Origin of the sequence: Rhodanobacter thiooxydans (genome assembly GCF_021545845.1) — a bacterium.
Lineage (GTDB): Bacteria > Pseudomonadota > Gammaproteobacteria > Xanthomonadales > Rhodanobacteraceae > Rhodanobacter.
On sequence record NZ_CP088923.1, the window covers coordinates 236261 to 260471 of the forward strand.

Sequence of the window (24211 nt, forward strand, 5' to 3'; positions counted from 1 at the left end):
ATGCCGTTGAGTCGGCCTGTAGTCAGCAGGGAAGCCCGTTCGTCCTGAGCGCGGTGCAGCGAAGTCGATGAACCATGCCAGTCGCTGCGGTTTATGCGACGACTCAAGAGTCGCCGGCTTCCGCCTCCGGGCCTTTCGCGACATCCAACTGCTCGCGGCTGCGCCAACCCCTGTGCCAGGCGAGAGCCATCGCGGAGCCATGCTCGTAAGGGCATTTTTCTCGCGATTCGCCGCAATCGCGCGCGTAATGGCCTTCGATCCAGGCCTGCAGCGGATACCGCATCCCGTTTTCCTTGACCATGCTGGCGTCCTCGGTGGGCGTCGTGAAAGTCTGGGTGAGGTCGGCAGAGCGAAGTTTCAAGCATGAAAAAGCCCGCCAGAGCGGGCTTGGATCCATCTGCGCCGGGGGATGGCCGGGACGGTCGCCTCACGGCGGTAGGTTAGCGACACAGGGTGAAGCTGTTCACAGCTTTTCATTTCACGACCAAGTAAGTCGTGATGTCCATCACACTTCGGGCAGCGCGACGGGCGTGATCCACGAGGCGGTTACGGCTCGCCGGCTGTGGCGCGAACGTGCCGCCATCCGAGCCCGTCTTGGGCGCATGTGCGCAGACGAACAGAGTTTGCGGGTGATGGCTAGGAAAGTTTGCTCGCATAGCTCAGACGCATGGCGGCGGTGCCGTATCAGGTTGATTCCGTGATTCGGAAGCTGTCCTTTAGATCGTTCATCCACGAGGGAGGTATGACTTCGTCGTGCTGCAATCGGCCGACGACGATGCCAGGATGGATGCTTAGCTGATGCGCGAATGCGAGTACCGCCAGTTTCGTTTTCAGTTGTACAAGATCACGCTTACAGGCCGAGGGTATCAGCCAGTCTCGAGCCCAGTCGTTGGCTTCTCGTTCCTGCGCGCTTGTCGATGTCTGTCGCACAGGATCGTCCAGAAATACCGACTCCTTGGACTTCCTGTTCTTCCCGTGCAGCAGAATGTGGGCCGCTTCGTGGAACAAGGTAAACCAGAACCGATCGTTGGTCTTGCCGTAGAGTGGTAGCTGGATGAGCGGTCGATCCGCCTCCAACCAACGCGCCACGCCACTGACGTGTGATTTCGGTAGGGCAGGCACCAGCACGAAAATCACCCCCGAGTCGCGGAACAATGCATTCAGGCGCGGCGCGAACTGTTCCGGCGCCAGTACGGTGAGGCCACGCATTTCATCCAAGGCTTGTCTGAACTTGGCCTCGTCGTAGCGCGGGCCAGACTGCTTCTCGGCAACCTGCTCGCCCAAGCGCAACCAGGCGGCAATGGCGCCCAAATTGCACTGCTCCTCGCGACTACGACGGAACTGGTGCTGCAGCGTGCCGTAACGCGCGCGCCAGCCATCCGGCGAGGCGACACCGAAGAAGGACAGGCATTGCTCCACGATGGCCGGCTTCGAATGGGCGTCAATACGGTTCTTGGCGATGCAGCCGTGCTTCATCAGCTCGCGTACCGGAATCTGGTCCAGCCAGTCCTGCCAACCGGCAAAGCGCGTCTTGGCCTCCTGCTGCGCCAAGCGCTCGCGGTACTGTGCCTCGCGCTTCAGCCAGAAGCCCACTGGCCCGCCCAGCACGCTGTTCAGGCGCATGGCCGCATCATCAGTCAACGGCACCTTGCCGTTGATGAGCTGGCTGACATGCTTTTCGGAATAGCCCAGACGCTGGGCCAGCTCCTGCTGCGACCAGCCGCGCTCTTCCAGCAAGTCCGCGATGGTCTCGCCGGGCGGAGAAACCCAATCAGGTTCGAAACGGGTGGCTGACTCAGTCATGGTAGTCACCGATGAATTCAATGCAGACGATGGTCACCTGCGACCAGTCGATCGAGGCATCCGGCTTGCGTGGCGTCGGGTCGTTGGCCGGGGCGAACACCAGCCGGCACCCACCGGCAAGGTCCAGCGCGAACTGGCCGGCACGGTCATGCTTGAGCGGATGCGGGTTCCCGGCCACCAAGTCGGTGACCGCTGCTGCAGCTTCCAGGTCAGCCAGTCGAGCATACAGCTTGCGTGCACAGGCATCCCCTAGCTTCTTGCGGGCCACGGCCTGCTTCTCGCAGAGTTCACGCAGCTTCCTGTCCTTGAACCTGATCTCCAAATTGCGCCCCCGATTCTATATGAGTTTACCTCTTAGGTAAATCGGATTGTATGTCACGGTTCAGGTTTGGACTGTCCCAAGCGAAGCCTGGATCACTTCCTAGACCAACGAGGGAGTCCCCCCGGCTCTGCCGGGGAGGCAGTAGAAGTTTGACGTTTACAGGAGTCCATCGGGGAAACTCCAACTCGTGAGCCGCCAAGCACACGAGAGGAGAGTCCGCCGATGGACGAGTACAAGAGCTTAAACCACACGCCATGGGAATGCCTGTACCACGTGGTGTTCATCCCGAAGTGTCGACGTCGCACGTTGTACGTCGAGCTTCGAAAGTATCTGGGAGAGGTGTTCCGCCGGTTGGCGGAGCAGAAGGAGAGTCGGGTCGAAGAGGGACACCTGATGTCCGATCATGTGCATATGATGCTGAGTATTCCGCCGAAGTATGCGGTGTCGGAGGTGGAGGGTTACATCAAAGGGAAGAGTGCTATCCACTTGGCGCGAGTGTATGCAGAGCGCAAGCGAAATTTTGTAGGGCAGAGCTTCTGGGCGAGGGGCTACTTCGTCTCGACGGTGGGTCGGGATGAGCAAGTGATCCGGGCGTACATTCGCAATCAGGAGGAAGAGGATCGACGATTGGAGCAGTTGCAACTGCTTCGATAGGCAGGCCACCGTAGGGTGGCCCGATCAGAGGGGCCGCGTTAGCGACCCCGCCCAAGCCGCTTTGAGCGGCTCACACAACTAAAGCCCCCGGCTTTGCCGGGGGATACTTACCCGGCGCCCAGGCGACCTTGGGTTTCGTAGTGCCCAACGGGTCGATGCATGCCAGCACCGTCAGCGCGCCTTGCGGCTCCGGCTGCGGCCAACCCAACACCGCGGCCACGTTCGACAGCAACGGCTATGTGGCCTCGACCACCGACTTCAACGGCAACGTCACGACGATGGTTCATGACGCCAATGGCTTGCTGGATCAGCAGGTTGACGGTTCGGGAAGCGCGGATCAACGCACCACCAACATTACCTGGAACACCACGCTGCGCGTTCCGCTGATCCGCACGGTGCTCGATGCCAAGGGCAACACGGTCGGCAAAACTGCCTGGGTCTATAACACCGTCGGCCAGCCATTGGCCCGTTGCGAGATCGATCCGGCCCAAGCCAGTAGTTACACCTGCGCCACTACCGGTACGCCACCGGCCGGCGTGCGCCGCTGGACCTACAGCTACTGCACGGCCGTCGACACCACCCAGTGTCCGATCGTGGGTTTGCTGCTTTCCGTGGACGGTCCGCGCACCGAGGTGGCCGACGTCAGCACCTATGCCTATTACCTGGCCGACATCGCCACCGCGCATCACGGCGACCTGCAATCGGTGACCGATGCTCTGGGCCACACCACCAGCTATCTGACGTATGACGGTGCCGGCCGCGTCACCAGCCTGCGGGACGCCAACGGCGTGGTTACTAACCTGACTTATACGCCTCGTGGTTGGCTCGCCTCGCGCAGCGTCGGTGGTGCCACCACGACCCTTAGCTACACGGCGTACGGTGCGGTCGCCTCGATCACCGATCCGGACGGCATTACGACCCGTTATGCCTACGACGCGGCCCACCGCTTGACCGACATCACCGATGCGCAAGGCAACGTCATCCATTACACGCTGGATAACGCCGGCAACAAGACCGGCGAGCAGATCCGTACTGCTACCGGCACTGTCGTGCACAGCCTGTCGCGCACCTTCAACATCCTGGGTCAGCTCACGGCAGTGGTCGATGGCCTGAACCACGCCGTCTTCAACGCCGGCACCAGTGGCAGCTACGATGGCAATGGCAATCTGGTGCAGTCCACGGATGCGCTGGGCATCCAGCGTCAGCAAGGCTTTGATGCCCTCAACCGGCTGCAAAGCACGATCGCCAACTACAACGGTCCCGACCCGGCCACCAAGAACACCCAGAGCGTGTTCGCCTACGATGCCCGCGACAACTTGGAGGGCGTCGGTGATCCGGACGGCCTCAGCACCACCTACGACTACGATGGCCTCGGCAACCGCACGGTGCTGCATAGCCCGGACACGGGCACCAGCAGCGATACCTACGATGCCGCCGGCAATCGCCTGACGCACACCGACGCGAAGGGCATCGTCAGCACGTCGACTTATGACGCGAACAATCGCCTGATCAGCACCGGCTACACCGACACCACTCTCAATGTCAGCTACGCCTACGACGAGGCCAATGCGGTGACCGGCTGCAGCGCATCCCTTCCGATCGGACGACTGACGCGCGTGGTGGAGGCCGGCGTCACTACCGTGTTCTGTTATGACGGGCGGGGCAACGTCATCCAGAAGCAGCAGGTGACATTGAGCCAGACGGACACCACGCGCTACGCGTATACCGCGGGAAATCGACTGAGCAGCGTGAGTACGCCCGACCAGACGGCGATCAGCTACGCGTATGACAGCGACGGCCGTGTCAGCAGCGTGCAGGTGGCCCCCGCAGGGGCGAGCGTGGCGTCACCGACCGTGGTCAGCAGCATCAACTACCTGCCGTTTGGGCCGATCAGCAGCTACACGCTGGGCAATGGCCAGGTCGTGACACGCACGTACGACGCGAACTACCGGTTGACCGACCTGACCAGCCCAGCGCTCAACCTGCACTTCAATCGTGATGCGTTGGGCAATATTACGGCCTTGGGCAATGCCTCGGGAGCCAATCCCGCCACGGAAACCTACAGCTACGATCCGCTGTATCGACTCACCGGTATCGCCGACAACGGTGCCGCACTGGAAAGCTACACCTACAGCCCGACCGGCGATCGACGGAGCAAGACGGCACTGGGCCTGGCTACCGGTGCCTATCTCTACACCGGCGGCACGCACCAGCTTGCCAGCATCAACGGTATTGCGCGCGCCAACGACGCCAACGGCAACACCACCGGCAGTGTGATCGGCGGCAACACCTATGGATTCGGCTACAACGGACGCAACCGCCTGACGATGGCACAGCTCAACGGCGCGACCGTAGGCATCTACACCTACAACGCGATGGGGCAGCGTATTGGTAAGGTAGTCACGTTCCTACAGGCGACGACTGAACGTTTCGCTTACAACGAAGCTGGCCAGCTGATCGGCGAATACGAGACAAGCAGCGCTGCGCTGGCAAAAGGCAAGGGAAAACACCGCGGCAAGTACCACCACCACGCTGGCACAGTGGCCACAAACAACCGAGACTACGTCTGGTTGGGTGACATTCCGGTGGTGGTGATCGACAACAGCATCAATGGTAGCGTCACCACCAGCGTGGTCAACTACGTGCACGCCGATGGCCTAGGCACGCCGCTGGCCGTCACTGACGGCGCTGGCACGATAATCTGGTCGTGGCCCTATGTAGGCAACCCCTTCGGAGAGCAAGCGCCAACGTCGACGACGGGCTATGTACTCAACCTGCGCTATCCGGGACAGTACTTTGATGCCGAGTCAAACACGGTTTACAACATCCATCGCACCTATGAGCCCTCGACCGGAAGATTTTTGCAGAGTGATCCGGCAGGATTGGCTGGGGGTATCAGTACCTATGCCTATGTCAACAACGCCCCTCTGGACCGAGTCGACCCCGATGGTTTGCGCGACATTTTTGTGGGTGGCTTCGGTGATGCCACCTCAGGGATTGTGCGGAGCTATTACAACAATTATCACCAGAACAATCCGGACTCCGCCTACTACTCGTGGACCGATCTCAATGGAATTTTGCAGGACATTGCCAATGCCAAACCAGGCGACCCAATCAATCTGATCGGCCACAGTTATGGTGGCGACACCGCGGCGAAGGCGGCCATGCAGTCATGCAAGAAGGTCAATCTCCTGATCACCATCGACCCTGTCAGCCGCCATTCGCCAGACTTGAATGCCCTCGCTGGTAAGGTGGGAACATGGGTGGACGTGGACGCCGAAGGCAATAACGTCTTTCAACCTTCTAACTTCATCGCCGGCATCGGCGGTGGCTGGAATGACGAACCCAATGGCATCGCGGACTCTTACATCCAAGACAACCGTGTGAACCATGAAGACTTCGAGTCAATGATGAATGCCTCAGGTGCAGGTGTGAACAGCCCTGCCCAGGTTCTCGGGGGAGCGCCCCTTGCCAACCCGCCATTCTTGCCGAGGTATTGAACAATGACTCGACAGAGAAGCCTGATCACAGCCCTTGCTATCGCTTCATGCGGAATTCCCGTGGCCGCTTGTACGACTTGGCCATTCAGCGATGGCCCAAAGGACGTCCGAGTTACGTCCGTCACCGGCGTTGATTTCAAGGATCAACCGCAGCTCAAATGGGTTAGCCTGAAACCGCGCCCATCAAAAATCATCTTGCGCATCGAATTCACGACCGACACAGACCTGTTGGCGCTTGCTAAGAAGAAGGATTACAACGTGTCCTTTGCACTTGGCCCATGCAGCAAGGAGGGCGTGAAAGACATGGGCGTGGGGTATGGCTACGTCTACTGGAACACGCTGCGCATCTATTCGGATGCAAAGGAAACTTCAGACTACGCCACGGCCATCGCCAAAGGGCCGCCGTATAGCTATCAAGTATTTGCAACCCCGTGGCAGCCAGGCACAGTGCAAGGCCCGATGTGCTTCACCCTTGCCGGGGGCAACATGATCGGTGGCAAGCTGCGGTCCAATGACGCCATGATTCCGAATCAGGCGTTTTGATGGGCTTGTCACGTCTGCAGTACAATTCCGGCCAGACCTGAGCAGGAACCGCTGTGTCATTAGGTAATCCTCCCACTTTTAGTTGACAGCACAAGTGGAGCTAGGCGGCGAGGATCAGTTTCTGCATCGGCGTGATGCCGCCGAGCGCCATGTTCGGGCGCTCATGGTTGTAAGTCCATAGCCAGCGGGTGGCCATGTCCTGTACCTGTTCGATCGAGTCGAACAGGGTTCGGCCCAGCCAGGCGTAACGCACGGTTCGGTTGTAGCGCTCGACATAGGCGTCCTGCTGCGGCTTGCCCGGTTGGATGTGTTCGATCCGGATGCCCTGCTGCTCGGCCCAGGTCAGCAACACGCCACTGATGTACTCCGGACCATTGTCGCAACGGATCGCCCTTGGCTTGCCACGCCACTCGATGATCTGCTCCAGCGCCCGGATCACGCGACCCGAGGGCAGCGACAGGTCGACCTCGATCCCCAGTCCTTCGCGGTTGAAGTCGTCCAGCACATTGAACAACCGGAAGCTGCGCCCGTCGCTGAGCTGGTCGTGCATGAAGTCCATCGACCAGACCTGGTTGATCGACTCGCGCACGAGGCGCTTCCTCGGCTTGATCCGCAGGTTCAATTCCAGCTCCCGGTAGATGCGGTAGACCCGCTTGTGATTCCAGCCGAAGCCCTTCAAGGTTCTACCATTTTGCTGGCGTAAGCACGATTTCCCCGCCATAACTCCAAGAACGTGACGATGTCACGATTCAGGCGGTCGTGAAATGAAAAAATGTGAACAGCTTCACCCCTGTGTAGCTAATCCGCCGCAGTGAGGCGATTGTCCCGGCCATCCCCCGGCATAGATGGATCCAAGCCCGCTCTGGCGGGCTTTTCCATACTTGAACCCTGGTCTGCCGACCTCACCCAAGCTTCCACGACGCCCACAGAAGGACGCCAGCATGGTCAAGGAAAGCGGAATGCAATATCCGCTGCAGGCATGGATCGAAGGCCATTACGCACGCGATTGTGGCGAGCCGCAGGAAAAATGCCCGTATCCGAATGATTCCGCGATGGCGCTAGCTTGGCACGGGGGCTGGCGCAGCCGCGGGCAACTGGACGCTGGGAAAGACCCGGCAGCCAAGCTCGGCGACTGATCTTGCGCAGACCGTACCTCCCGCTGCATCCGGTTCCCCCGCCCACTATTGAAATGAAGCACACGAAGGGGGGGGAGCGTCCGGCGGCGGTCGCTGGCGGGAAGTCACGTATGACGGGCTCTGACAACGTCGTTGCTGAAGTGGCGCTCTTGCGGGCGAAACGAGACGCGGCCCTCCCGCAAGCAACGCCGCCCCATACCAACCGTATGCAAGACCTTGTTTGCAAGGCCAAACTTGGCAAGGGCCCTCGGCGGCAAGCTGACACTTCGTAGGCGTGCAGGCTAGCGGACAAATTATGCTTTACGTACGCGGCCGCTACCACGACCGGTCATGGCTGAACCAGCAAACTATGCTTACGAGAAACCATAGTTCGCTCTTTCCGCTCAAACTATGGCTTCCCGAACACATGAACTTATGCATTTTTTGAAAGTTTGGCGCGTCATTCTTGCAATGTTTGGCGCACAGCCAGTGCGTAGCGCTCGGGCAGGTCGACCGGGCGATTGAGCTGGCCGCTGGTTGGCGGACCCATCGAAGAGACTCAATTCGACCCGAAGGAGCCGGCCGTGAGTGTCCGCTTTGGGGTCAACTTTGCGGGGCTGATGGCGGGCTCCTGACTATAGAGTGGACCCGTCTGTCAAGATAGATTACGTTCGGGTTTAAGATGCACCCACCTTTTCAATCGCTGCGGAATGGCGCTGCCCAGTGGCTTTCGTGGTAATTTTGTGGCTCGGAATCGAGCGTTTCACAGGGGGGAAACCATGATCACCAAAGAACTCGCCTTGCGAGCAGCAGCGCTTGTGGCCGCCGTTTTGGTCGGCGGCTGCGCTACCGCATACCAGCCAAAGAGTTTCACTGGGGGATTCAGCGAAACCGATTTGGGCCCCACGAGTTTCAAGATTGGCTTTTCCGGCAACGGGTTCACTAGCCCTGAGCGGGCGTCGGACTTCGCCCTGCTTCGAGCCGCCGACAAGTCGATCGAAGACGGATGTAGCTACTTCAGCGTCATCAACGAGGCCGAAGGCGGCTCGACAAGCTCGTTTACAACCTCAACCGCAACCTTTGGGCGGCACAGTGCATGGGGCAGTTCATTCACCACTCCCATCTTCAAACCGAATAGCGCCCTGCTCGTTCGATGCTTCACGAACCAAGCGGCCGGAACTTCGCTTTTCGACGCCCATTTCGTAGCTCATTCAATTCGCACCAAATATCATTTGCCGGAAACCAGCAGCCAAGCAACCAATCCGGCAGCTACCAACGCCACCTCGAATATGGCCACGACTTCTAGTCAGAGTGATAGCACCGCTCAGGTGGCAATGTCCCCTCCCACCACCAATATCGCCCAGCAAGTACTCGCCGCGCAACGCGTGGCGCGCGGTCAGGGATGCGGCGACGTAAGTGAAGCGCAAGACGGAACGTTTGAGGCAACGTGCGCTGCGGGAACCTTGATCGTGCAATGCGATGGTGACCGGTGCATACCGATACGCATGAAGAATAACTAGAAAAAGGTAAAGGATTGATCTCGTGTAGGAATAAGGTGGAAAAGGACGCACGGGGAAGCTGAACGTCTAGTGCATATTGCCGCGTCAACGCACTACTCGAGCGTTAGCCAGCAGGGACGTTAGCCGATGGAATTCTCTAAAACCTCCGTCATCAGAATCGAGAATGGCGAGATTCATCTTCGCGTCACAATCGCCGCGGAGGCGAAACTCGCCATCGAAGAAATCCGAATCAAGAAGAAGGAACTTGCGCTCTTCAAACGCGAGGTAGTCGCCAAGCAAAGAGATCTTCGAGCGGAGCAGACCCACACAACTCGTACCCAAGGCCCAATGATGCGCGGTCGTGGCGGGTTTAGCAGATTCGTTCGTACGATTCAGTCAGCATCTCGCTATTCTGGCCGCGCAACTTTGGCAAATAGCCTTGCACAGCTAGAGGACGAGAAGTCGCGCATTGACGCTGACATGCGCGGATTTGACTCTTTGATCCTACAACTCGAAAACTACATCCTACAAAATGGTTAACAACTAGTTCGAGGCGGACGGCTACGCGGCCGCTCAACTCAAGTGTCTAGGTTCGTTTGGCGGCGTTGTCAACAGTAAGGGAGAGACACAATGTGGAAGCTTATACTCACAGTTACCCTGGCGCTCTGTAGCGTGGCTAATGCCACAGAGCCGACGAATTTTCTCGGCTTAACAATTGGAGGGGAGTTTAATCTTCCCGAGTGCACGTGGTTTGGCAGTGGGGTGCTTGCTAGTTACAACGACTCGTACGAGCAACCTGTCCAGCCATGCTGGGAACATGACACGCTCAAAGCGCACCCTGGCGATCTACTTGACGCGAAGGGAGCATTTGAGGTCCATTACATTCCGTCAAGACAACACACGCCCAGCGGAATAAATCCCGACTCTATAACCGTTATAGTCATTAATGGGCGGATCGAAGGCATAACTTTACTGACCGCCGGCTACAACGCGCAAGATGAATTACTCTTATCACTTCGCGAAAAGTATGGCGCGCCGACGAAAATTACATCTAATCCGGTGCACAATGCGATGGGAGCAACGTTTACAAACGATCGTGCGAAGTGGGTCAGGGCAGATGTAACAATTGAGTTCGAAGGCATTGTATCCGAGATCACTTCCGGATTAATAAAAGTGCTAAGCCCGAGTGCAGAGCACTATGTCCTAGACAAACAACAGAAGCAGAAAGCGAACGAAGGCTCGTTTTAGAAACACACTAATACGCTGCTACGGATTGCCCAGCTGACGTCTTTGCGTAGTGTACGGCTAGGTATTTGTCCGTCTAACCAATGATCTAAGCGAACGGCTACGCCGGCTCGTAACTCAAGCGCAAGGCCTCATATGACCGAAGACGATTTCTACCTGCAGGTGGCTTACGCGCTATCTGGCTGCCAGCTGGTGGAGCAGGAGCTGAAGTTATACATATCGCAAGCTTTGGAGTATGTACGGAAATGTGTGGGCAAGCGGTTATCGTTCAAAATGGATGGCAGGGACTATGAGGATGCGTCGTTGGAAAAACTCATCGACGCATTCCGCAAACTGACAAATAACGACGTGCTCGTCGGTGAACTCAGAAAGTTCAAGAATGAGCGTAATTTTATCAGCCACAAAGGAATAACTTATTGTCTCGATCCTATGGGTGATCTTGGAGACATGGGAGTTGCTGAACTCTTGCCGCGGCTTCAAGCAGCACAAGCAGAAGCACGGCGGTTGCGTCGGTTAATTCACGAAGAAAGCAGTTCATTCATAGGGCACCTTTATTTTGGGGAATTCCCGAGTGAAGCTTAACCACTTGTTCGATGCGGACGGGCTTCGCCGCCGCTCAACTCGATCGCTGCAGTCTCAGCCACTTTGAACGGCAGCTTTGCGGCATGAATCTGAGATAGCCGGCCGTCTCTTCCTGGCCGGATAGCGACCGTGCCTCGTGTCGCTATCCGGCTTAAAATTGATCCGATCAGACCTCCGTCTGCTCTGCAACCTCAAGAGCATCTTCTACTTCGATACCAAGGTATCGCACCGTGCTTTCGAGCTTGGTATGTCCAAGGAGCAGTTGAACGGCACGTAGGTTCTTGGTGCGTCGGTAGATCAAGGTAGCCTTTGTACGGCGCATGGTGTGCGTACCGTACGCAGCAACGTCCAAACCGATTCCTGCGATCTACGCATTGACGATTCGTGCGTATTGCCGCGTCGAAAGGTGGTCCGAGTTATGGATCCGGCTTGGAAACAGATAGGCGTTGGATTGAAGATGAGCCTGTTTGATCCAAGCGGAAATTGCATCTCGCGTCGGCGTGGTGATCTCGAACTGGACCGGGCGCTGCGTCTTCTGTTGAAGGACGATGGCGCGCGAGGAAATGTGATCCGCAGAACCGACATCGCACAACCGTAACTTGACCAGGTCACACGCTCTGAGCTTGCTGTCGATCGCCAGGTCGAACAATGCAAGATCCCGAATGTTCCTTGCCAGCTGAAGGTGGATCCGAATCGCCCAGATGTCACGGAGCCTGAGCGGGGCCTTTTGCCCGGTAAGTTTGCCCTTGTTCCAAGGGTCGCGGCGTTGGAAGGATGTATCGATCGTGTTCACGGTGGACTCCTACCGAGGTGGTGGAGCCTGCCAGCGTGCGCCGATATCTTGAATGGGCAATGTTCGACCCAAATCGGACATTGGTATCCATTGCTAAGGGCGGCGCGGTCGCGACGGGCGTGGGCGCGCAGCTCGGGTAGTAGAATCCTCTAGAGCCATACAGCTCGGGTTGCGAATGGTCTAGCAGCCCCTTAGGTTTGTTCTTCACCCGCACTTGGTGCGGGTCTAGCGGGTGCCCCATGGCGACACTGATTCAGCTCGTTCCTGATGCCCAAACCCTGGTAGATCTCCAACCCAGCGAACTGGGTGCCTACCTACTGGAAGTGCTTACAGGTCCGAACTCCCCCGCCCAGCAAGGCATGGTGCACCTCGGAAATTACGTGAATCGGGTAGAGGGCGAATACGACTATCGAGGCCGGCGTGAACTCCAGCAGGAACTTGCAAACTCCATCTCAGCCGCTTGGAATTGGCTGAAGGTCAACGGCCTGCTGTGCTCCGACACAGGAGCGAATCCAGCCTTCGACCGCGTGACCAAGCTCGGTCGCCAGGTTGCAGATGCGAATGGCGTCAGGGCCATGCTGAGCGAAGAACTGTTGCCGAGCGCCTTCCTGCATCCGACGCTTCTGCGGGACGCTCGCCCCCTTTTCATGCAGGGTCGCTTTGACACGGCCGTGTTCGAAGCCTTCAAGGCTCTTGAGGTAACAACACGTGCGGCCGGCAACTACGGCGCCGACAGAATCGGTGTTCCGCTGATGAGTGCCGCATTCCATCCGGACGAAGGCCCTCTAACAGACAGGACACTGGAACGCGGCGAGAGAGTCGCTCTGATGAGCCTTATGACCGGGGCCATCGGCAGCTACAAGAATCCCGCATCCCATCGAAAGGTCGAGATCCAGCGCGACGAAGCGCGCGAAATGCTCATCCTTGCATCGCATCTTCTCAAGATCATCGACGCGAGACTGGCGGCGATCCAATAGCAGGCTATGCAAGGCAGCGCACCAGCACTGGGCGGCTAAGGTCCGCCTCCGACCCGAAGCTGCCGGTTACCGTTCTGTCGGACGAGGGCACGATGAGGCTTGTTGTGGAACGATCCCAATCGGGGGTTTGGTGTATGTATTAACCCAACCTAGGTCGGCCTACAACTGGGTAACTAAGACGTTTACCGCGGGAGTTGTGCAACGAAGTCGCGGATGCACCGTTCTTGTCTAGTGGACGTGTCGTCCGCCGCCGCGGCGCAGTTGAGTACGTCCCGCAATCTTGGGGTGGGTAGAACAACGACTAGCCGAATGCTTCCATTCTTCGCTTTAGTCGAAAAGGTATCGGCGTCGTAGTCCTGCAATTTGCGCAAGTCCAACCAGGTCGGCTCGGCAAGTGGACCCCCAAGTTGCTCACCCAAAAAATAGCCTGGCAATGGATTGCCGTGATAGCAGCACGGGTCTTTCGGTCGACTGTTCTGACGGCTTGTGAGGAGCCTGTAAACGATGTCGTCCTTGCGCGGTGCCGCGAGGATCAGCAGATACTTTGGTAAGAGCCTGCCCGTCTTCTCGTCTTCGTAAAACTCATCGTGTGCGTAGATTTCCCCCGGCGCAACCATCCCGCATCCTTTCGATAGTCGCGTTAAACGCGGATACGTGAGTATTCTTCAGCTGTACGCAGGATCTCGTCCCGGTTCGGGTCTTCTTTCGGAATCGCAAGCTCGTAGGGGATGACGTTGTCGTCGCCGGGCTGAGCCCAAACCTTCGCCCACGCCCCATCTGCAACGTGCGTGGTGTCGACCATCGGCGTTGCAGTGTGATGCCTGAATTCTTCTGCGAGACTGCTCATGAGTCGCAGTTCGCGTTTGGTGAAGTGCTCGTCGTCAAAGTCAGCCACGGCGGTAACCGCTTGCCGCACGTAATTGCCCGCCACTTCCTTTTTGATTTGAACGGCCTTTCGAATTTCGCTCTCTGGATTGTCCCACTCGTCATAGAGAGCTCGTGGAACTGGCCCGTTCTTCCAGGCGCGATATTCCAGCCCAGTTACGGACAAACCCGTTTCAGCAAAGTGTCTGAAGTCGAGTAGGTAGAGAAGTTTAAATAGCTTGATCTTGCCGCAGCTGTGAGTGTTCTTCGCAAAAAACACCATGGCATTGATCAGCTTTTCGCGTTCACGGGATACGCGCATATGGGCTGTCTCGGGCGATTGGCATCACCCTACAACATGAAGGATAGAGCCGGGGACCAGTGAACTCAAGTGAAAGGGTTTCGCTCGTTCATGTAGGTGTGGACCCGTGGCGCGTCCTGCCCCGTGAGACACCTCGCCGTTGATCTGTTGCGATGGCCCGCAAAGTCCATCGCGCGAAATCCTTCTCCTACGACCTTCTGGCCGACTGGCGGCCATACGCTGTGCCACCAGATCAGACACGTAACGTGTCCGGCTGGACCTACCGCGGCACGGTCACGCTTAAGGGCACTACTGACGCTCTGGCTTGGCGGCGTGGTTTCAACGGCATCGCGGTGGGCGACCACGTGCGTGAATTGGGGATGTGGGAGCGCATCCGCATCGACCACGATATCCGTGACCAGGCGGTACCGGGTTGGGACACTGCGCCGAAGTATCCAGAGGTGCACCCAACCCCAGCTCCGAGTGCTAGATAGGCCATCCCCTGCATGTGTTGGCGCTCACCGCTGATGCCCGGCAAACCGGTGCCCGTGCAATCTACAAACGCCCCGTGAGTCAGGAACAAACCGACCGGACGTCTGGCAATGCCGACATCACAAGGTCAGGCGGAACCGACTAGCGGAGCTTTCTTCATGGTGGGGCTTTCATCCATCCCTAAAGAGCCTCAACCCTTAGCGCCTGAAATCGGGCGCTTCTTTTTGGAGTGGCGGCCATGCTCGAAGTCCATACCGCGCCCGATGGTTTCATGGTGTACGACACCGAAGCATGCGAGGCCGTGATCAAGTTCGCCAGCCGCGCCGAAGCGGACGAGATGATCGCCTCTCTCCAAATTGCAGACGTTCACGCGAAGCTTCAACAGTTCACCACCGTTGAGCACGGTATGGCGATGTCACATACGTGGACAAGCGCACCTTGGAGAGTGTTCGCCGGGCGAGAGGGAAGGATGTCGTCTTCGCCAAGCTTATTGGGCGTGTTAGTAAGGCAGCCAGCTGCAATGAAATTCTCGCGGTACTGACTGAGTTTTAATCCGCGCGTTCTGAGGTCACTATGAAAGCGCGTCTGGCTTGAGCGCCAGTAGTCGCGCACCCCATTCGCGATCATAGAAAGGCGCTATGCCTGCAGCCCTGATAGAGAAATATTCGTGCGAGTTCGGGAGAAAAATGCGAATTTTCGCCGGCTTCTCTCTGCCACACGTCCCTTCGACCACCTTTGAAATCGCCTCAGCGATTTGAACACTTTCACTTACCAAGATAGCTATTTGCAGCGGCCGGCTCGGAAGCTGGCTAAGCTCGGCCTCGAGGAAGTAGGCCTGCTCAACTTGAGTAATTCCGGCTAAGAAGGTCATGAGCTTGCTGGCCAACAAGGGATGGCTGTTTGCAATGGCAGCGTTCTCGCGTGCGCCAAGCATCAAAGTTGTTGCGCCTCCGGCCTGCGCAATGCTTGCCAAAGCGTGTGCCAACTCGTCAGCTGAAATCTGCATCTCATACGTCGACCCTGGGTTGACAACACAGTGGACGTTTGGATTCGCTTCAAAGAGACTTTGGACATGGATGTTGAAGGCTGCCTTCCCAGATAGTGGCGCTTTGGCCAGCGCTTCCTCAGAGGTAAAAAGCGCATAGACATGTGCACCGTCATGGCGAATCCAGGCAACGATCTGGCTGTTCCACATCGTTTTCGCCTCACCTTCGGGATGATGAATGAAAACGAACACATGGCTAGCCAAGAGCTTTCTCAGGAATCGGGGCCGTGTGCCTGGCTCTAATACGGCTCGCTTTAGTAGCCTTTCCAGATGTTCAGTTGAAGCCACTCTATCTGTCCTCAAAGCCGGGTTGGCGCGAACTGTTATAGACAAAGAAGTTGCCTCGCAGGCACACGCCAATCCGTTGATTTGTTGTGAAAGATAACGTCCTTACCTGCAGATTCGTTGCCTGTTGCGAGATGGCGGATTGAGCGGTAACTGCCAACATCGTGAGCGTGGAAAACCTGATGCGGCTCCAGGGACAGTCACTTCCCTGCTTGGCGTGCCGGCGGTGCTGGCCAGTTTGGCGAAGGCGACCCGTCGGTGCTTGTACCAAAGATTGGTTCCATAACGAGGCGAGGTTCGGCGAGTTCTTGCCATCCGGCGCGGAACACCTCATTCCCGCCTGGGTAGTGGCGGAGCAGATTGCGTGCTTCACCACGTACCGACGCGGGAACCCTCGCGTTGGTAAGCAGCTCCTTCAAAAATTGGCGCGTTTCGATGACTGCGCGGGAACGTTCGTACGGGAGCGTCATAACTGGTACCGATCCGTTGGTCACGGTGATTGCATCGGTTGCTTCGGCCTATCGCTGGTCCTTGAAGCGCGAAAACCGGCAAGGATGTATGTCGGATTCGGCCACGTAAGGCATGGCCAAGTGAATTTTGGTTTTTGAACTATCAGCGGATGTGCGAGCCAATTAAGTCTTCGACTCCAGCTTTCTGGAGCAACTTTGCGATTTGCTTATTTGCGCGGTCCTTCTGCCAGGTACCGGTCAGAACGCAAATAAGTGCACACGCATACAGGAGCCATTTATCAGGTGCCGCCGGCAGCACGGCCAACAAAATTGCGAATGCACCCCCTATGGCAATCGTGGCAAAGCCGAACCTTTCCTTCATCACCCATTTGGCCAGATTGCGCCTTGTTTCCTCCTGCTCGCGGGCGACTCGCTCCTCTCGTTCCCTCCTCTCGGTCTCGCGCGCCTCACGGTCCTTCTGATCGCGTCTCAGTGCTTCTTCCTGCAGCGAGGCCAGCGCATCTTTCAGGTCGCGAAGCGATGACGAGATCACATCTGGCTGGGTCATAAGTGTCAAGCCGCACGCAACTCAGCGAGCAAATCGAGGCCGGCTTGTCGGCCCATCCTTGCCGCCCAGAGGTAAGACGTGCGCATGAAGCGCGCCAACTCGTCTGCATCAAGGGGGCGTGGCCGGGAAGACGACCAGTCGTGAAGAATCTGGGTGATCTCGGAGAGCAACGCCCAATCAATGCTTTCGGAAGTCAATTCGTTCAGGGATCGGCCGACCGCCACGAACATGCCGTCCATGCCAGCTGCCATCATCTTCGCGAGAAGTGAAATGGGCGGCTCGCTCCGGCCGGATTCATAGCTTCGATATGTCGCCAACGGTATGCCTAGGTGGCCGGCGGCTGCGGGCTGCGTAAGTCCGCGCTTCTCCCGTTCTGCGCGAAGGCGCTCGGAGAACTTGTTGTCGACGTCTACTACGATGTTATCTAACATGATACGATTGTAGCATGTTGAGTCTGCCCCGCCAACGACAACCGTCAGATGTAAAGGCGCAGTTTCGCGCCCGCGGTATGACCATCCGGTCTTGGGCGCAGACAAACGGCTTCAGCACACCGCTCGTGTACGCAGTCTTAGGGGGGCGTGTCCAAGGGATTCGGGGACAAGCGCATGAGGTTGCCGTCGCGCTAGGGCTAAAGCCGCTGCCGTGCGAGGAGTCGCAGGAATGTTGCCTAACGGAGACCCACGATGACTTAGTGCAATAGTCCGGGGGTAAGACGACAAAAGCCCCGGCCGCCAAGTCGAAGCTTTTGCAGGTTACAGCCGTTTTTGAGAGCTCGGCTGTGTTCATCTTCCCCCATTCGTGTTGACCGTGCAAGGCCCTCCACCTGGAGGCCTGGATCACTGTTGCCGAAGTGAGCGGAGATGAATGTAGACAAGCTGACGAGACACCTCGCAGGTCTCCGCGTGAGTCCTGCTGGAATTCGTTACGTTGTAGATTCAGCGTTGGCGCCCCCACAGATACACCTGCGCAGCGGGCCGCAACACAATCTCACTGGTGACATCTCCACCACTCTTTGCACGTACCTTGATGAAGGCGTCGACGGAGATGTTGTGCCGAGGCTGCAGGTAGCCTCGCTCTCCGCCGAACACGCTTTTTTCGTCAACCTTCAGTTCCGTGGCGACGTGGTGTTCGCGATCAACCATCCTTTGCAGGTACCGCTCAGGATCACCAACCGACGGGGACGGCACCAGCGGATTGCATACACACCTGACGCCATCGCTATCGACGACAAACGTGCATGCGTCTTCGAGCTAAAGACCGACAACGAGGCCGATGACCTGACCCGCAAGCGGCCTCACGATTGGCGAAAAATTGACGTTGGCTACGAGTACACGACCGCGAAGCACTGCTTTGCAGAAATGGGGCTACGCCACGTCGTTGTAGTGTCCAGTTCTCTGCCGTGGATCCGCACGCGCAACCAGCAATTCCTCGACCGTCAGTCGGCACCTGAGCCCGATCCTGCTCTTGACCAGCGCATCGTTCGATACGTAAAGCGCAACTCACCAGTGGCGTTACAGCAAATCATTCTGTCGTGTGGCGTTGTTACCGCGAGTCCCGTCCTGAGACTCATCAAGCTTGGCGTGCTCCATGTCGACCTGGACCACGTTCTTCTGTCAGCACCCGATTCGGCGGTCATCTGTGCGTCGCCAGACCAGGCCGCCGCGGTTTCCGCCGGCATCGCATCGCTGCAGTCCGTAGCCTCCACAAGAGCTACCGCATCCATCGAACAAACGGGCGACCCCAAACACTTGGATGAACTGGGTTTCCGCATAGGCTGCCTGCAAGGGAAGGCTGTCGCTCGCACCTCAGGAAGGGCACCGTCACGCAGGACCAAACAAAGATGGACTAAAGCGTTCAAAGAGGGCGGCGCGGTTGCCCTGAACCCGAAGTGGTCAAGATGTGGAAATCGCGACCGAAGGCTCGCGTGTTGGCACGAGACTCTTCTGTTCGAGTTCATCAAGACCGAGCGGAGCAGCACCGAATATCCGTCGCGTACCGACGCAATGGGAGAATACGAAAGGCGCCTGGCGAAGGAGGCCAAGAAGCGTTGCTGTGATGGAAGCCCTGTGCACTATTCCACGTTTTGCAAGCTTTGGGCGCGGCGAGACCACTGCACCGAAGACGCCATGGCTCGAGGGGGACGACGCATGGCCAACGCCGTCGCACCGCACGGCGACGTGGACAAACAAATACGGCTCGCGGATGGCCCCTTTCAAGTCGCGCATATTGACCATTGTCTGGCACCCACATACTCAAAGGATGATACCGGCGCTGAGGCCAAGCCATGGTTGACGATCCTCGTGGACGACTGGACTGGCGAGCCGCTCGCACGCGTAATGACCCACGAGAAGCCTAGCCACAAGACCGATTTGGCACTCCTGCGTGAGTGCGTCCGCAAACATGGGCGCCTTCCGCATACGATTCTTTCTGACCATGGTTCTGATTTCATGGGCACTGTCTTCGTTGCGGCGCTCGCAGCCCTTGGGGTAGATGCGATTTACCGGCCAGAGGCTCATCCGCGCGTTGGCCATCGCGTTGAGCGCACGTTTGGCACCTTCGCAGAAACCGTGTGCCGAGGTTACCCAGGGTTCGCGGTGGATATACCGAATTCGCGGGCCATTTCCGCGAAAAAACACCCTTCGCGAGGCCCCAGACGCGACTTCGATGATCTGCTTCACCATACAGACCACTTCTTGTTCGAAGTCATCCCGACGCTCAAACCGCTTGATGGTGGCAAGTCCAAACGAGAGGCGCGGCAGCGCTTCGAAGAGACATACGGAAAGCAAGGCATAACGGTTGTGATGAATCTTGAGTTCCTGATTGTTACCTCGCCGCCACTGAAGGAAAGCGGGTGCATTGAGCCGTCGGGGGCCATCAGAGTGAAGGAAAAGCGCTTTTACACCGAAGCTCTGATCGGCGTTGACCTTCGACAACATAATTTGTCCCTGCGTCAGGAGCCGGAAGACCCATCGATCCTGTATTACGCTTTCGGTGGGAAGTGGCATGTCGCCAAGTCGAGGGATGCCCTCAAAAGCCACGGCCGCACTGATGAGTCGATACGAGCGGAGGCGCAATGCTTAACGCGACCCACTGCAGCGGACCGTGCGCAACGCCGAAGGACCTTGCACTCGGCCCCCAAATCAAAGCGTCCCCACAAGCCGCCGCCATCCGTTGGCCAGTCGATGGGCGAAAGCGATACGCCAGCAAGCAGCAAGCCAACTGGGCCGGTTGATGCACTCCCAACATTGCCCCTCCCACTAAAAATCTGAGTGCTCCATATGGACTGCACAAAGCGCCGCTTCTTTCAGGAGCTTGCAATGCGCAAGCCAAAGCTTACGGATGTCATCGAGCACAGAAACTTTAGGTTCTGCCTGGATGAGCTCGAAGGGATCTTCCGTCTGTGTCCAACGGAAGCAGCGATACTTCTTGTCGGGCCGACCAACGGTGGGAAATCGCAGCTCCTCGCCTATTTGGTGTCGTTCCTGATGAACGAGATCTACCAAGGCGTCGGCCCGAATGATCGAGCACTGATCGGCTTCTCGGCCATGACCACGCGTCAAGGCCGTACGACCCCGAAATTTGCGCTGCACGAATTGTTGGAAGACGTCGGCCATCCATTTTTCCAGCTAGAGCCAATCTCAAACGAGGCGCCACTGTACCGCCCAGCTATCAAGACCGACGAGACTTACTGCCTCCGTGCACTCAAAGGCGCGTTTCATTCGCGAAACGTCAAGGCCGCCATTGTCGATGATGCTCATTACCTCGTTCGAACCAAAGACGAGGAATACAAGGCATCGCTCCTTGAAGCGATGAAGGGAGTGATTACGCCGCAGACGACGCTTATCCTTGCCGGGGGATATGAGCTGGCCGAGGTCGCGATGGCCTATCGGACCCATTTCGCTGAGCGGCTCCTGATCGTGCATTTGCCTCGTTACGGAAAGAGCCCAAGCGACATAAACGAGTGGCGGCGCGTGGTGGCGACGATGGGCCAATCACCTAAATTGCGTCTCGGCTCAACGCATCTCCTGATAGACGAGGCTGATCGCCTCCGGCACGAATGCCACGGCGTGGTCGGCATCCTCGAAAAGAGGCTCATACGAGCGCAATCTTATGCAGACGCGTGTCACACGCCAATTTCTGCTGAGGTGCTGAAACAGACACGCCCGACCGCATTGCAGTGGGACACCACCGAGGCCGACATCAAGAGCGGCGAAAAGTTGTTGGGAACACGCGTGGAACTAATCGACATTCCGCAATCGCCCAATTCGATCGCGCCGAGTACTAGTGCCAAGGCCAGCGGCGCAGGCAAGCACACGAAGGGCACCTGGAAGAAAGGCGCTCGCCCGTTCGAGCGTAAGCCGCGGCGTGCGCAACCGGCCGTGCGGACATGAGCTCCGTGCTGCTTCCGCTCGAGCCGGCGGGAATGGGCACGAAGTACGTAGAGGCGTTTGGCTCGTACTTCGGGCGCCTGGCACGCCTCCATGACTGCAGTATCGCGCAGCTGGCTCGCTTCCTTTCGTCGTGGCAATCGCGCGAGTTGGGACGCCGTGTTTCATTGAACGAGTCCACTCTCTACAAGTCGAAGGGCGCCGGTATCTTCGGGTATGGTGCCTGCGTAGAGGTATACGTTGACGCGGTGGAACATGCCATGGGCGTGTCAGGTTTACGTTGCTGCACACTGATCCCAATTGGGCAGGCCTTGAATCCCCAGGCTTTCGATTCGGTGCGGAGTAGTCGCGCCTGGTGTGAGCAATGCTTTCGAGATGACATTGTTTCGGGCGCACGGCCGTACGATCGACTGCTGTGGACGCTCCGCGCTATCACGCGCTGCCCCGAACATCGGGTGGCGTTGCGGACTGAGTGTCCGGCTTGCGGAGTGGCACAACATTTCCACAACCGATCCGGCGACCCACTGCTGTGCTGGAAGTGCGACTCAGCGCTCATTGGACTTCCCTCGGACCTGCGTCCAATGCCAGAACCTCCGCTAGGAGAACGCGATCTGAACGAACTGGTTGAAGCTATTGCTAGTGGCGAGCAGGTAGTTCGCGATGAGGCCGCATTTCATACGTTCCAAAACGCGCTGTTTTCCATCGTCTCGCCCGTCGCCGGCATCGTTGCTGGTGTCGCTAAGATAAGTGGGAGTGCGAGGGCCCGCGGTGCTGTGGTGAAACCCAGTTTGGGAACCATGTTGCGGAGGGCACAGGCGGCTGGCGTGACAGTTCTCCAAATACTTGAGGATCCAGAGGTTGCCGCAACGGCAGCGGGGCAACTCATCTTTGACAGCAAAGCGATCGCCGCGAGGGCAAAGATTCGACGCCCAAGCGAAATTGTCGAGGATGTGCGCAACGCCATGCTTGCACAGCTCGAAGAACCAAGGTCAGTACAGATACGGCGGTTGGCCGAGCTTGCGAATTGCTGTGGCGTTTCGGAAGGCTACGTCAGATACCACCTGCCTGCGCTAGTGAAGCGCTATCAGTCCCACCGCGTGGCAGCAAGCATTTTTGGAACGCAATCTTGCTTAGCAAGATGTAAAACGCTTTTGGAAGACCAGAGGCACATCGAACGGTACTGGTCATGCGGACAAACGAAGCGCAAGCTGGCAAAGCTGCTCGCCACCGATGCTGAATGCAATGTGCGTGTGGCAAGGCTCGCAATACGAAGGTACCTTTGCATGGCAAAGGGCAGCCGTCGGGCAGGCAAGGCAGACGTGGTCAAGTCGTCTTCTATTTGAGTTGGCGTTCTGAGGGGGCCCTTTAAGCACCGCGCAGCGGGACAGCCTAGCCGGAGGGCTTAACGTCTGTTCGCGGCCGCTTCCGACCAGTGGCAACCACACTCAGGATTCCGGCGCGCTGATCATGACCGATTAGCGCTACCGAACAACTCATCGGTATGCGCATCCCAAAAGCCTGAGGGACGCGAGAGGTCCTCAACCAATCGATCGTTCTGCAAATCGAACGGCACGACCCGGAGGTGCAACTGCTGCGAATAGGTAAACACGGGTAACGGGTGCTGGAACCGTTGGGTCATGGGGTAGATCAGCAGCATCTGTCCTTTCGCAGGTAGGTAGCGGTGGCCGTAGGCGAAAAGCTGATAGAAGTCGGACTGGCTGAGGCCGTACTTATCTTTGGTGCCACCCAATGCCTGGTCAAGCAGCTTCCACTTGGCGTCCAGTACCCAGGTCTGCTCCCCGCGCTTGATGAGAAAGTCGGGTTTGAGCTGAAACCATTCCTGACTGTCGTGTCCGCACAGGTACTGGCTGGATGCCTGCGTCTTGATTGTCGCGTCCCGGGGCAGCGTCTTGCGCAGGCAGGCCTCGACATAGCGTTCGAAGATCTTCTCCATCGGGAACAGCAGGCTTGTGCCATGCCATTCGCCCATGACCGACAGCGGGGTCTGCTCGCCAAGTATCAATGCGCACCACGGACGTGCTGGTTGGTAGTGCGTGAGTAGGCGATCGTTCCGCCAGCGGCGGAAGTCTTCGTTGACATTACGGCTGCGTGGCACCGGCGCGAGAAAGGTGGCCAGTTCGTGGGCTAGCCGCCAGTTGCCAGCGTCGCGGGTCAGCCGACAGACTCGGTCCAGTGCTAAGCACAGCAGCCGATTCTCGGGTCGGTCGGCGTCAAACACGTCGTGCTCGATCTGGAACAGGTGGTCGCGTCCCGGCGGCTGGCGCAGCTGACGCGGCACATCCAGCCGGCCGCGCAGAAAACGCTGCTCCTCCTGCACGCGGTGGTAGTCGAAGCGAAGGCCGCGTTTTACGAGCTTGTCCAGCGCCTGCAGGAACTGACGTATCACCCATTCGGTCAGCGGCGCGTCAAAAGTCTGGATGTCGGTGGGCGACGTTTCACGGGCTGGCACATCCAGGCAACGTGCCAGCATTTTTCGCAGCAGCCGGCGGGCCGCGTCGCGGTTGTCGCCGTGTTCTGCCGTCTTCGGCAAGATCTCGATGCGCGTGCCGCAAGGCGTCTCGATCACGCCGACATAGCTGTCCAGCCGCAACCAGCGGCGATCATCCACCTGCACCAAAGCAGCGCCTGACTTCTGCAGTCGTGCGCTCTCACGGCACAGCCAGTCGAATGCCGATTCTGATACACGGGCGACGTCTAGCGAGCCCTCTGTAACGGCCGACGTGGTTAGCCGAGCGTATTCCCTGACGACGACAGGCTCGCGCACC

The 24211-nt window shown here is 58.0% G+C and carries 23 protein-coding genes and 2 pseudogenes; 14 read left to right on the forward strand and 11 right to left on the reverse strand.

Translation table 11 applies throughout. The annotated features are described in order from the left end of the window. Positions 1–103: 103 nt before the first annotated feature. From LRK53_RS00940 to LRK53_RS00950, 3 genes are all read right to left on the reverse strand, one after another. Positions 104–301, reverse strand: a complete 198-nt coding sequence (locus LRK53_RS00940; RefSeq protein WP_027493691.1) for a ribosome modulation factor — start codon at positions 299–301, stop codon at positions 104–106. 383 nt (positions 302–684) lie between these two features. Then, a complete protein-coding gene (locus tag LRK53_RS00945) occupies positions 685–1803 on the reverse strand; it encodes a helix-turn-helix domain-containing protein (protein ID WP_027493690.1) in 1119 nt (372 codons plus the stop codon). Further along, a complete protein-coding gene (locus LRK53_RS00950; protein ID WP_221174226.1) occupies positions 1796–2071 on the reverse strand; it encodes a hypothetical protein in 276 nt (91 codons plus the stop codon). Before LRK53_RS00950 ends, LRK53_RS00945 begins: the two co-directional genes overlap by 8 nt. A 276-nt stretch (positions 2072–2347) precedes the next feature. On the opposite strand from LRK53_RS00950, the gene tnpA reads away from it, so the two are divergent. From tnpA to LRK53_RS00965, 3 genes are all read left to right on the forward strand, one after another. Then, a complete protein-coding gene (gene tnpA, locus LRK53_RS00955) occupies positions 2348–2779 on the forward strand; it encodes an IS200/IS605 family transposase (RefSeq protein WP_027491642.1) in 432 nt (143 codons plus the stop codon). Positions 2780–2934: 155 nt separating this feature from the next. Then, the gene (locus tag LRK53_RS00960) at positions 2935–6279 is read left to right on the forward strand and encodes an RHS repeat-associated core domain-containing protein (RefSeq protein WP_051257463.1); all 3345 of its coding nucleotides are present in this window, start codon (positions 2935–2937) and stop codon (positions 6277–6279) included. A 60-nt stretch (positions 6280–6339) separates the two neighbouring features. Further along, complete coding sequence (locus tag LRK53_RS00965) at positions 6340–6822, forward strand: hypothetical protein (RefSeq protein WP_185754550.1); 483 nt, start codon at positions 6340–6342, stop codon at positions 6820–6822. Between the two features lie 100 nt (positions 6823–6922). On the opposite strand, the pseudogene LRK53_RS00970 reads toward LRK53_RS00965, so the two are convergent. Beyond that, positions 6923–7507: pseudogene (locus LRK53_RS00970) on the reverse strand (IS3 family transposase); the annotation flags it as partial. A gap of 256 nt (positions 7508–7763) precedes the next feature. On the opposite strand from LRK53_RS00970, the gene LRK53_RS00975 reads away from it, so the two are divergent. From LRK53_RS00975 to LRK53_RS00995, 5 genes are all read left to right on the forward strand, one after another. Beyond that, on the forward strand, positions 7764–7958 hold the full coding sequence (locus LRK53_RS00975) for a ribosome modulation factor (protein WP_081666518.1): 195 nt from the start codon (positions 7764–7766) through the stop codon (positions 7956–7958). A 758-nt stretch (positions 7959–8716) separates the two neighbouring features. Beyond that, positions 8717–9457, forward strand: coding sequence for a CC0125/CC1285 family lipoprotein (locus LRK53_RS00980; protein ID WP_185754549.1), 741 nt, complete (start codon positions 8717–8719; stop codon positions 9455–9457). Between the two features lie 126 nt (positions 9458–9583). Further along, on the forward strand, positions 9584–9976 hold the full coding sequence (locus tag LRK53_RS00985; protein ID WP_185754548.1) for a hypothetical protein: 393 nt from the start codon (positions 9584–9586) through the stop codon (positions 9974–9976). A gap of 90 nt (positions 9977–10066) precedes the next feature. Next, on the forward strand, positions 10067–10684 hold the full coding sequence (locus LRK53_RS00990; protein ID WP_185754547.1) for a hypothetical protein: 618 nt from the start codon (positions 10067–10069) through the stop codon (positions 10682–10684). A gap of 132 nt (positions 10685–10816) precedes the next feature. Continuing rightward, a complete protein-coding gene (locus tag LRK53_RS00995) occupies positions 10817–11263 on the forward strand; it encodes a hypothetical protein (RefSeq protein ID WP_185754546.1) in 447 nt (148 codons plus the stop codon). Positions 11264–11429: 166 nt separating this feature from the next. Here the strand turns inward: LRK53_RS00995 and LRK53_RS01000 are convergent. Continuing rightward, positions 11430–12056 (reverse strand): annotated as a pseudogene (locus LRK53_RS01000) (tyrosine-type recombinase/integrase). Between the two features lie 239 nt (positions 12057–12295). Here LRK53_RS01000 and LRK53_RS01005 point away from each other — a divergent pair. Next, positions 12296–13033, forward strand: coding sequence for a TIGR02391 family protein (locus LRK53_RS01005; RefSeq protein ID WP_027491222.1), 738 nt, complete (start codon positions 12296–12298; stop codon positions 13031–13033). 640 nt (positions 13034–13673) lie between these two features. Here LRK53_RS01005 and LRK53_RS01010 read toward each other — a convergent pair. Then, a complete protein-coding gene (locus LRK53_RS01010) occupies positions 13674–14219 on the reverse strand; it encodes a Panacea domain-containing protein (RefSeq protein WP_027491220.1) in 546 nt (181 codons plus the stop codon). A 709-nt stretch (positions 14220–14928) separates the two neighbouring features. Between LRK53_RS01010 and LRK53_RS01015 the strand changes: the two genes are divergently transcribed. Beyond that, positions 14929–15231 carry a hypothetical protein gene (locus LRK53_RS01015; protein WP_027491219.1) on the forward strand — a complete coding sequence of 101 codons (303 nt, stop codon included), beginning with the start codon at positions 14929–14931 and terminating at the stop codon, positions 15229–15231. 30 nt (positions 15232–15261) lie between these two features. Here the strand turns inward: LRK53_RS01015 and LRK53_RS01020 are convergent, their stop codons facing one another. The 4 genes from LRK53_RS01020 to LRK53_RS01030 form a co-directional block, all read right to left on the reverse strand. Further along, positions 15262–16023 carry an SseB family protein gene (locus tag LRK53_RS01020; protein WP_185754545.1) on the reverse strand — a complete coding sequence of 254 codons (762 nt, stop codon included), beginning with the start codon at positions 16021–16023 and terminating at the stop codon, positions 15262–15264. Between the two features lie 197 nt (positions 16024–16220). Then, complete coding sequence (locus tag LRK53_RS19305; protein WP_081666516.1) at positions 16221–16490, reverse strand: BPSL0761 family protein; 270 nt, start codon at positions 16488–16490, stop codon at positions 16221–16223. 142 nt (positions 16491–16632) lie between these two features. Then, entirely contained in the window at positions 16633–17037 is a 405-nt protein-coding gene (locus LRK53_RS01025; protein ID WP_027491217.1) for a hypothetical protein, read from the reverse strand. Between the two features lie 5 nt (positions 17038–17042). Next, the gene (locus LRK53_RS01030; RefSeq protein WP_037088748.1) at positions 17043–17468 is read right to left on the reverse strand and encodes a helix-turn-helix domain-containing protein; all 426 of its coding nucleotides are present in this window, start codon (positions 17466–17468) and stop codon (positions 17043–17045) included. Between the two features lie 77 nt (positions 17469–17545). Here LRK53_RS01030 and LRK53_RS19360 point away from each other — a divergent pair, with 77 nt between their 5' ends. From LRK53_RS19360 to LRK53_RS01045, 4 genes are all read left to right on the forward strand, one after another. Then, positions 17546–17737 carry a helix-turn-helix domain-containing protein gene (locus LRK53_RS19360; RefSeq protein ID WP_425504544.1) on the forward strand — a complete coding sequence of 64 codons (192 nt, stop codon included), beginning with the start codon at positions 17546–17548 and terminating at the stop codon, positions 17735–17737. A 160-nt stretch (positions 17738–17897) separates the two neighbouring features. Then, entirely contained in the window at positions 17898–20306 is a 2409-nt protein-coding gene (locus LRK53_RS01035) for an integrase catalytic domain-containing protein (protein WP_081666514.1), read from the forward strand. A gap of 48 nt (positions 20307–20354) precedes the next feature. Next, positions 20355–21428 (forward strand): AAA family ATPase, encoded by a 1074-nt coding sequence (locus tag LRK53_RS01040; RefSeq protein WP_185754544.1) that lies wholly within the window; start codon positions 20355–20357, stop codon positions 21426–21428. Next, complete coding sequence (locus LRK53_RS01045; RefSeq protein WP_081666513.1) at positions 21425–22768, forward strand: TniQ family protein; 1344 nt, start codon at positions 21425–21427, stop codon at positions 22766–22768. The genes LRK53_RS01040 and LRK53_RS01045 overlap by 4 nt, the downstream gene beginning before the upstream one ends. Before the next feature lie 122 nt (positions 22769–22890). Here LRK53_RS01045 and LRK53_RS01050 read toward each other — a convergent pair whose 3' ends face one another. Continuing rightward, entirely contained in the window at positions 22891–24210 is a 1320-nt protein-coding gene (locus LRK53_RS01050) for an McrC family protein (RefSeq protein WP_051257464.1), read from the reverse strand. Position 24211 lies beyond the last annotated feature (1 nt).

Bases quoted from the DNA above. Each gene is read 5' to 3' on its own strand.
- LRK53_RS00940 (WP_027493691.1), bottom strand. From the start codon at position 301: ATGGTCAAGGAAAACGGGATGCGGTATCCGCTGCAGGCCTGGATCGAA.
- LRK53_RS00945 (WP_027493690.1), bottom strand. From the start codon at position 1,803: ATGACTGAGTCAGCCACCCGTTTCGAACCTGATTGGGTTTCTCCGCCC.
- tnpA (WP_027491642.1), top strand. From the start codon at position 2,348: ATGGACGAGTACAAGAGCTTAAACCACACGCCATGGGAATGCCTGTAC.
- LRK53_RS00960 (WP_051257463.1), top strand. From the start codon at position 2,935: ATGCATGCCAGCACCGTCAGCGCGCCTTGCGGCTCCGGCTGCGGCCAA.
- LRK53_RS00975 (WP_081666518.1), top strand. From the start codon at position 7,764: ATGGTCAAGGAAAGCGGAATGCAATATCCGCTGCAGGCATGGATCGAA.
- LRK53_RS00980 (WP_185754549.1), top strand. From the start codon at position 8,717: ATGATCACCAAAGAACTCGCCTTGCGAGCAGCAGCGCTTGTGGCCGCC.
- LRK53_RS00985 (WP_185754548.1), top strand. From the start codon at position 9,584: ATGGAATTCTCTAAAACCTCCGTCATCAGAATCGAGAATGGCGAGATT.
- LRK53_RS00990 (WP_185754547.1), top strand. From the start codon at position 10,067: ATGTGGAAGCTTATACTCACAGTTACCCTGGCGCTCTGTAGCGTGGCT.
- LRK53_RS00995 (WP_185754546.1), top strand. From the start codon at position 10,817: ATGACCGAAGACGATTTCTACCTGCAGGTGGCTTACGCGCTATCTGGC.
- LRK53_RS01005 (WP_027491222.1), top strand. From the start codon at position 12,296: ATGGCGACACTGATTCAGCTCGTTCCTGATGCCCAAACCCTGGTAGAT.
- LRK53_RS01010 (WP_027491220.1), bottom strand. From the start codon at position 14,219: ATGCGCGTATCCCGTGAACGCGAAAAGCTGATCAATGCCATGGTGTTT.
- LRK53_RS01015 (WP_027491219.1), top strand. From the start codon at position 14,929: ATGCTCGAAGTCCATACCGCGCCCGATGGTTTCATGGTGTACGACACC.
- LRK53_RS19305 (WP_081666516.1), bottom strand. From the start codon at position 16,490: ATGACGCTCCCGTACGAACGTTCCCGCGCAGTCATCGAAACGCGCCAA.
- LRK53_RS01025 (WP_027491217.1), bottom strand. From the start codon at position 17,037: ATGACCCAGCCAGATGTGATCTCGTCATCGCTTCGCGACCTGAAAGAT.
- LRK53_RS01030 (WP_037088748.1), bottom strand. From the start codon at position 17,468: ATGTTAGATAACATCGTAGTAGACGTCGACAACAAGTTCTCCGAGCGC.
- LRK53_RS19360 (WP_425504544.1), top strand. From the start codon at position 17,546: ATGACCATCCGGTCTTGGGCGCAGACAAACGGCTTCAGCACACCGCTC.
- LRK53_RS01035 (WP_081666514.1), top strand. From the start codon at position 17,898: ATGAATGTAGACAAGCTGACGAGACACCTCGCAGGTCTCCGCGTGAGT.
- LRK53_RS01040 (WP_185754544.1), top strand. From the start codon at position 20,355: ATGCGCAAGCCAAAGCTTACGGATGTCATCGAGCACAGAAACTTTAGG.
- LRK53_RS01045 (WP_081666513.1), top strand. From the start codon at position 21,425: ATGAGCTCCGTGCTGCTTCCGCTCGAGCCGGCGGGAATGGGCACGAAG.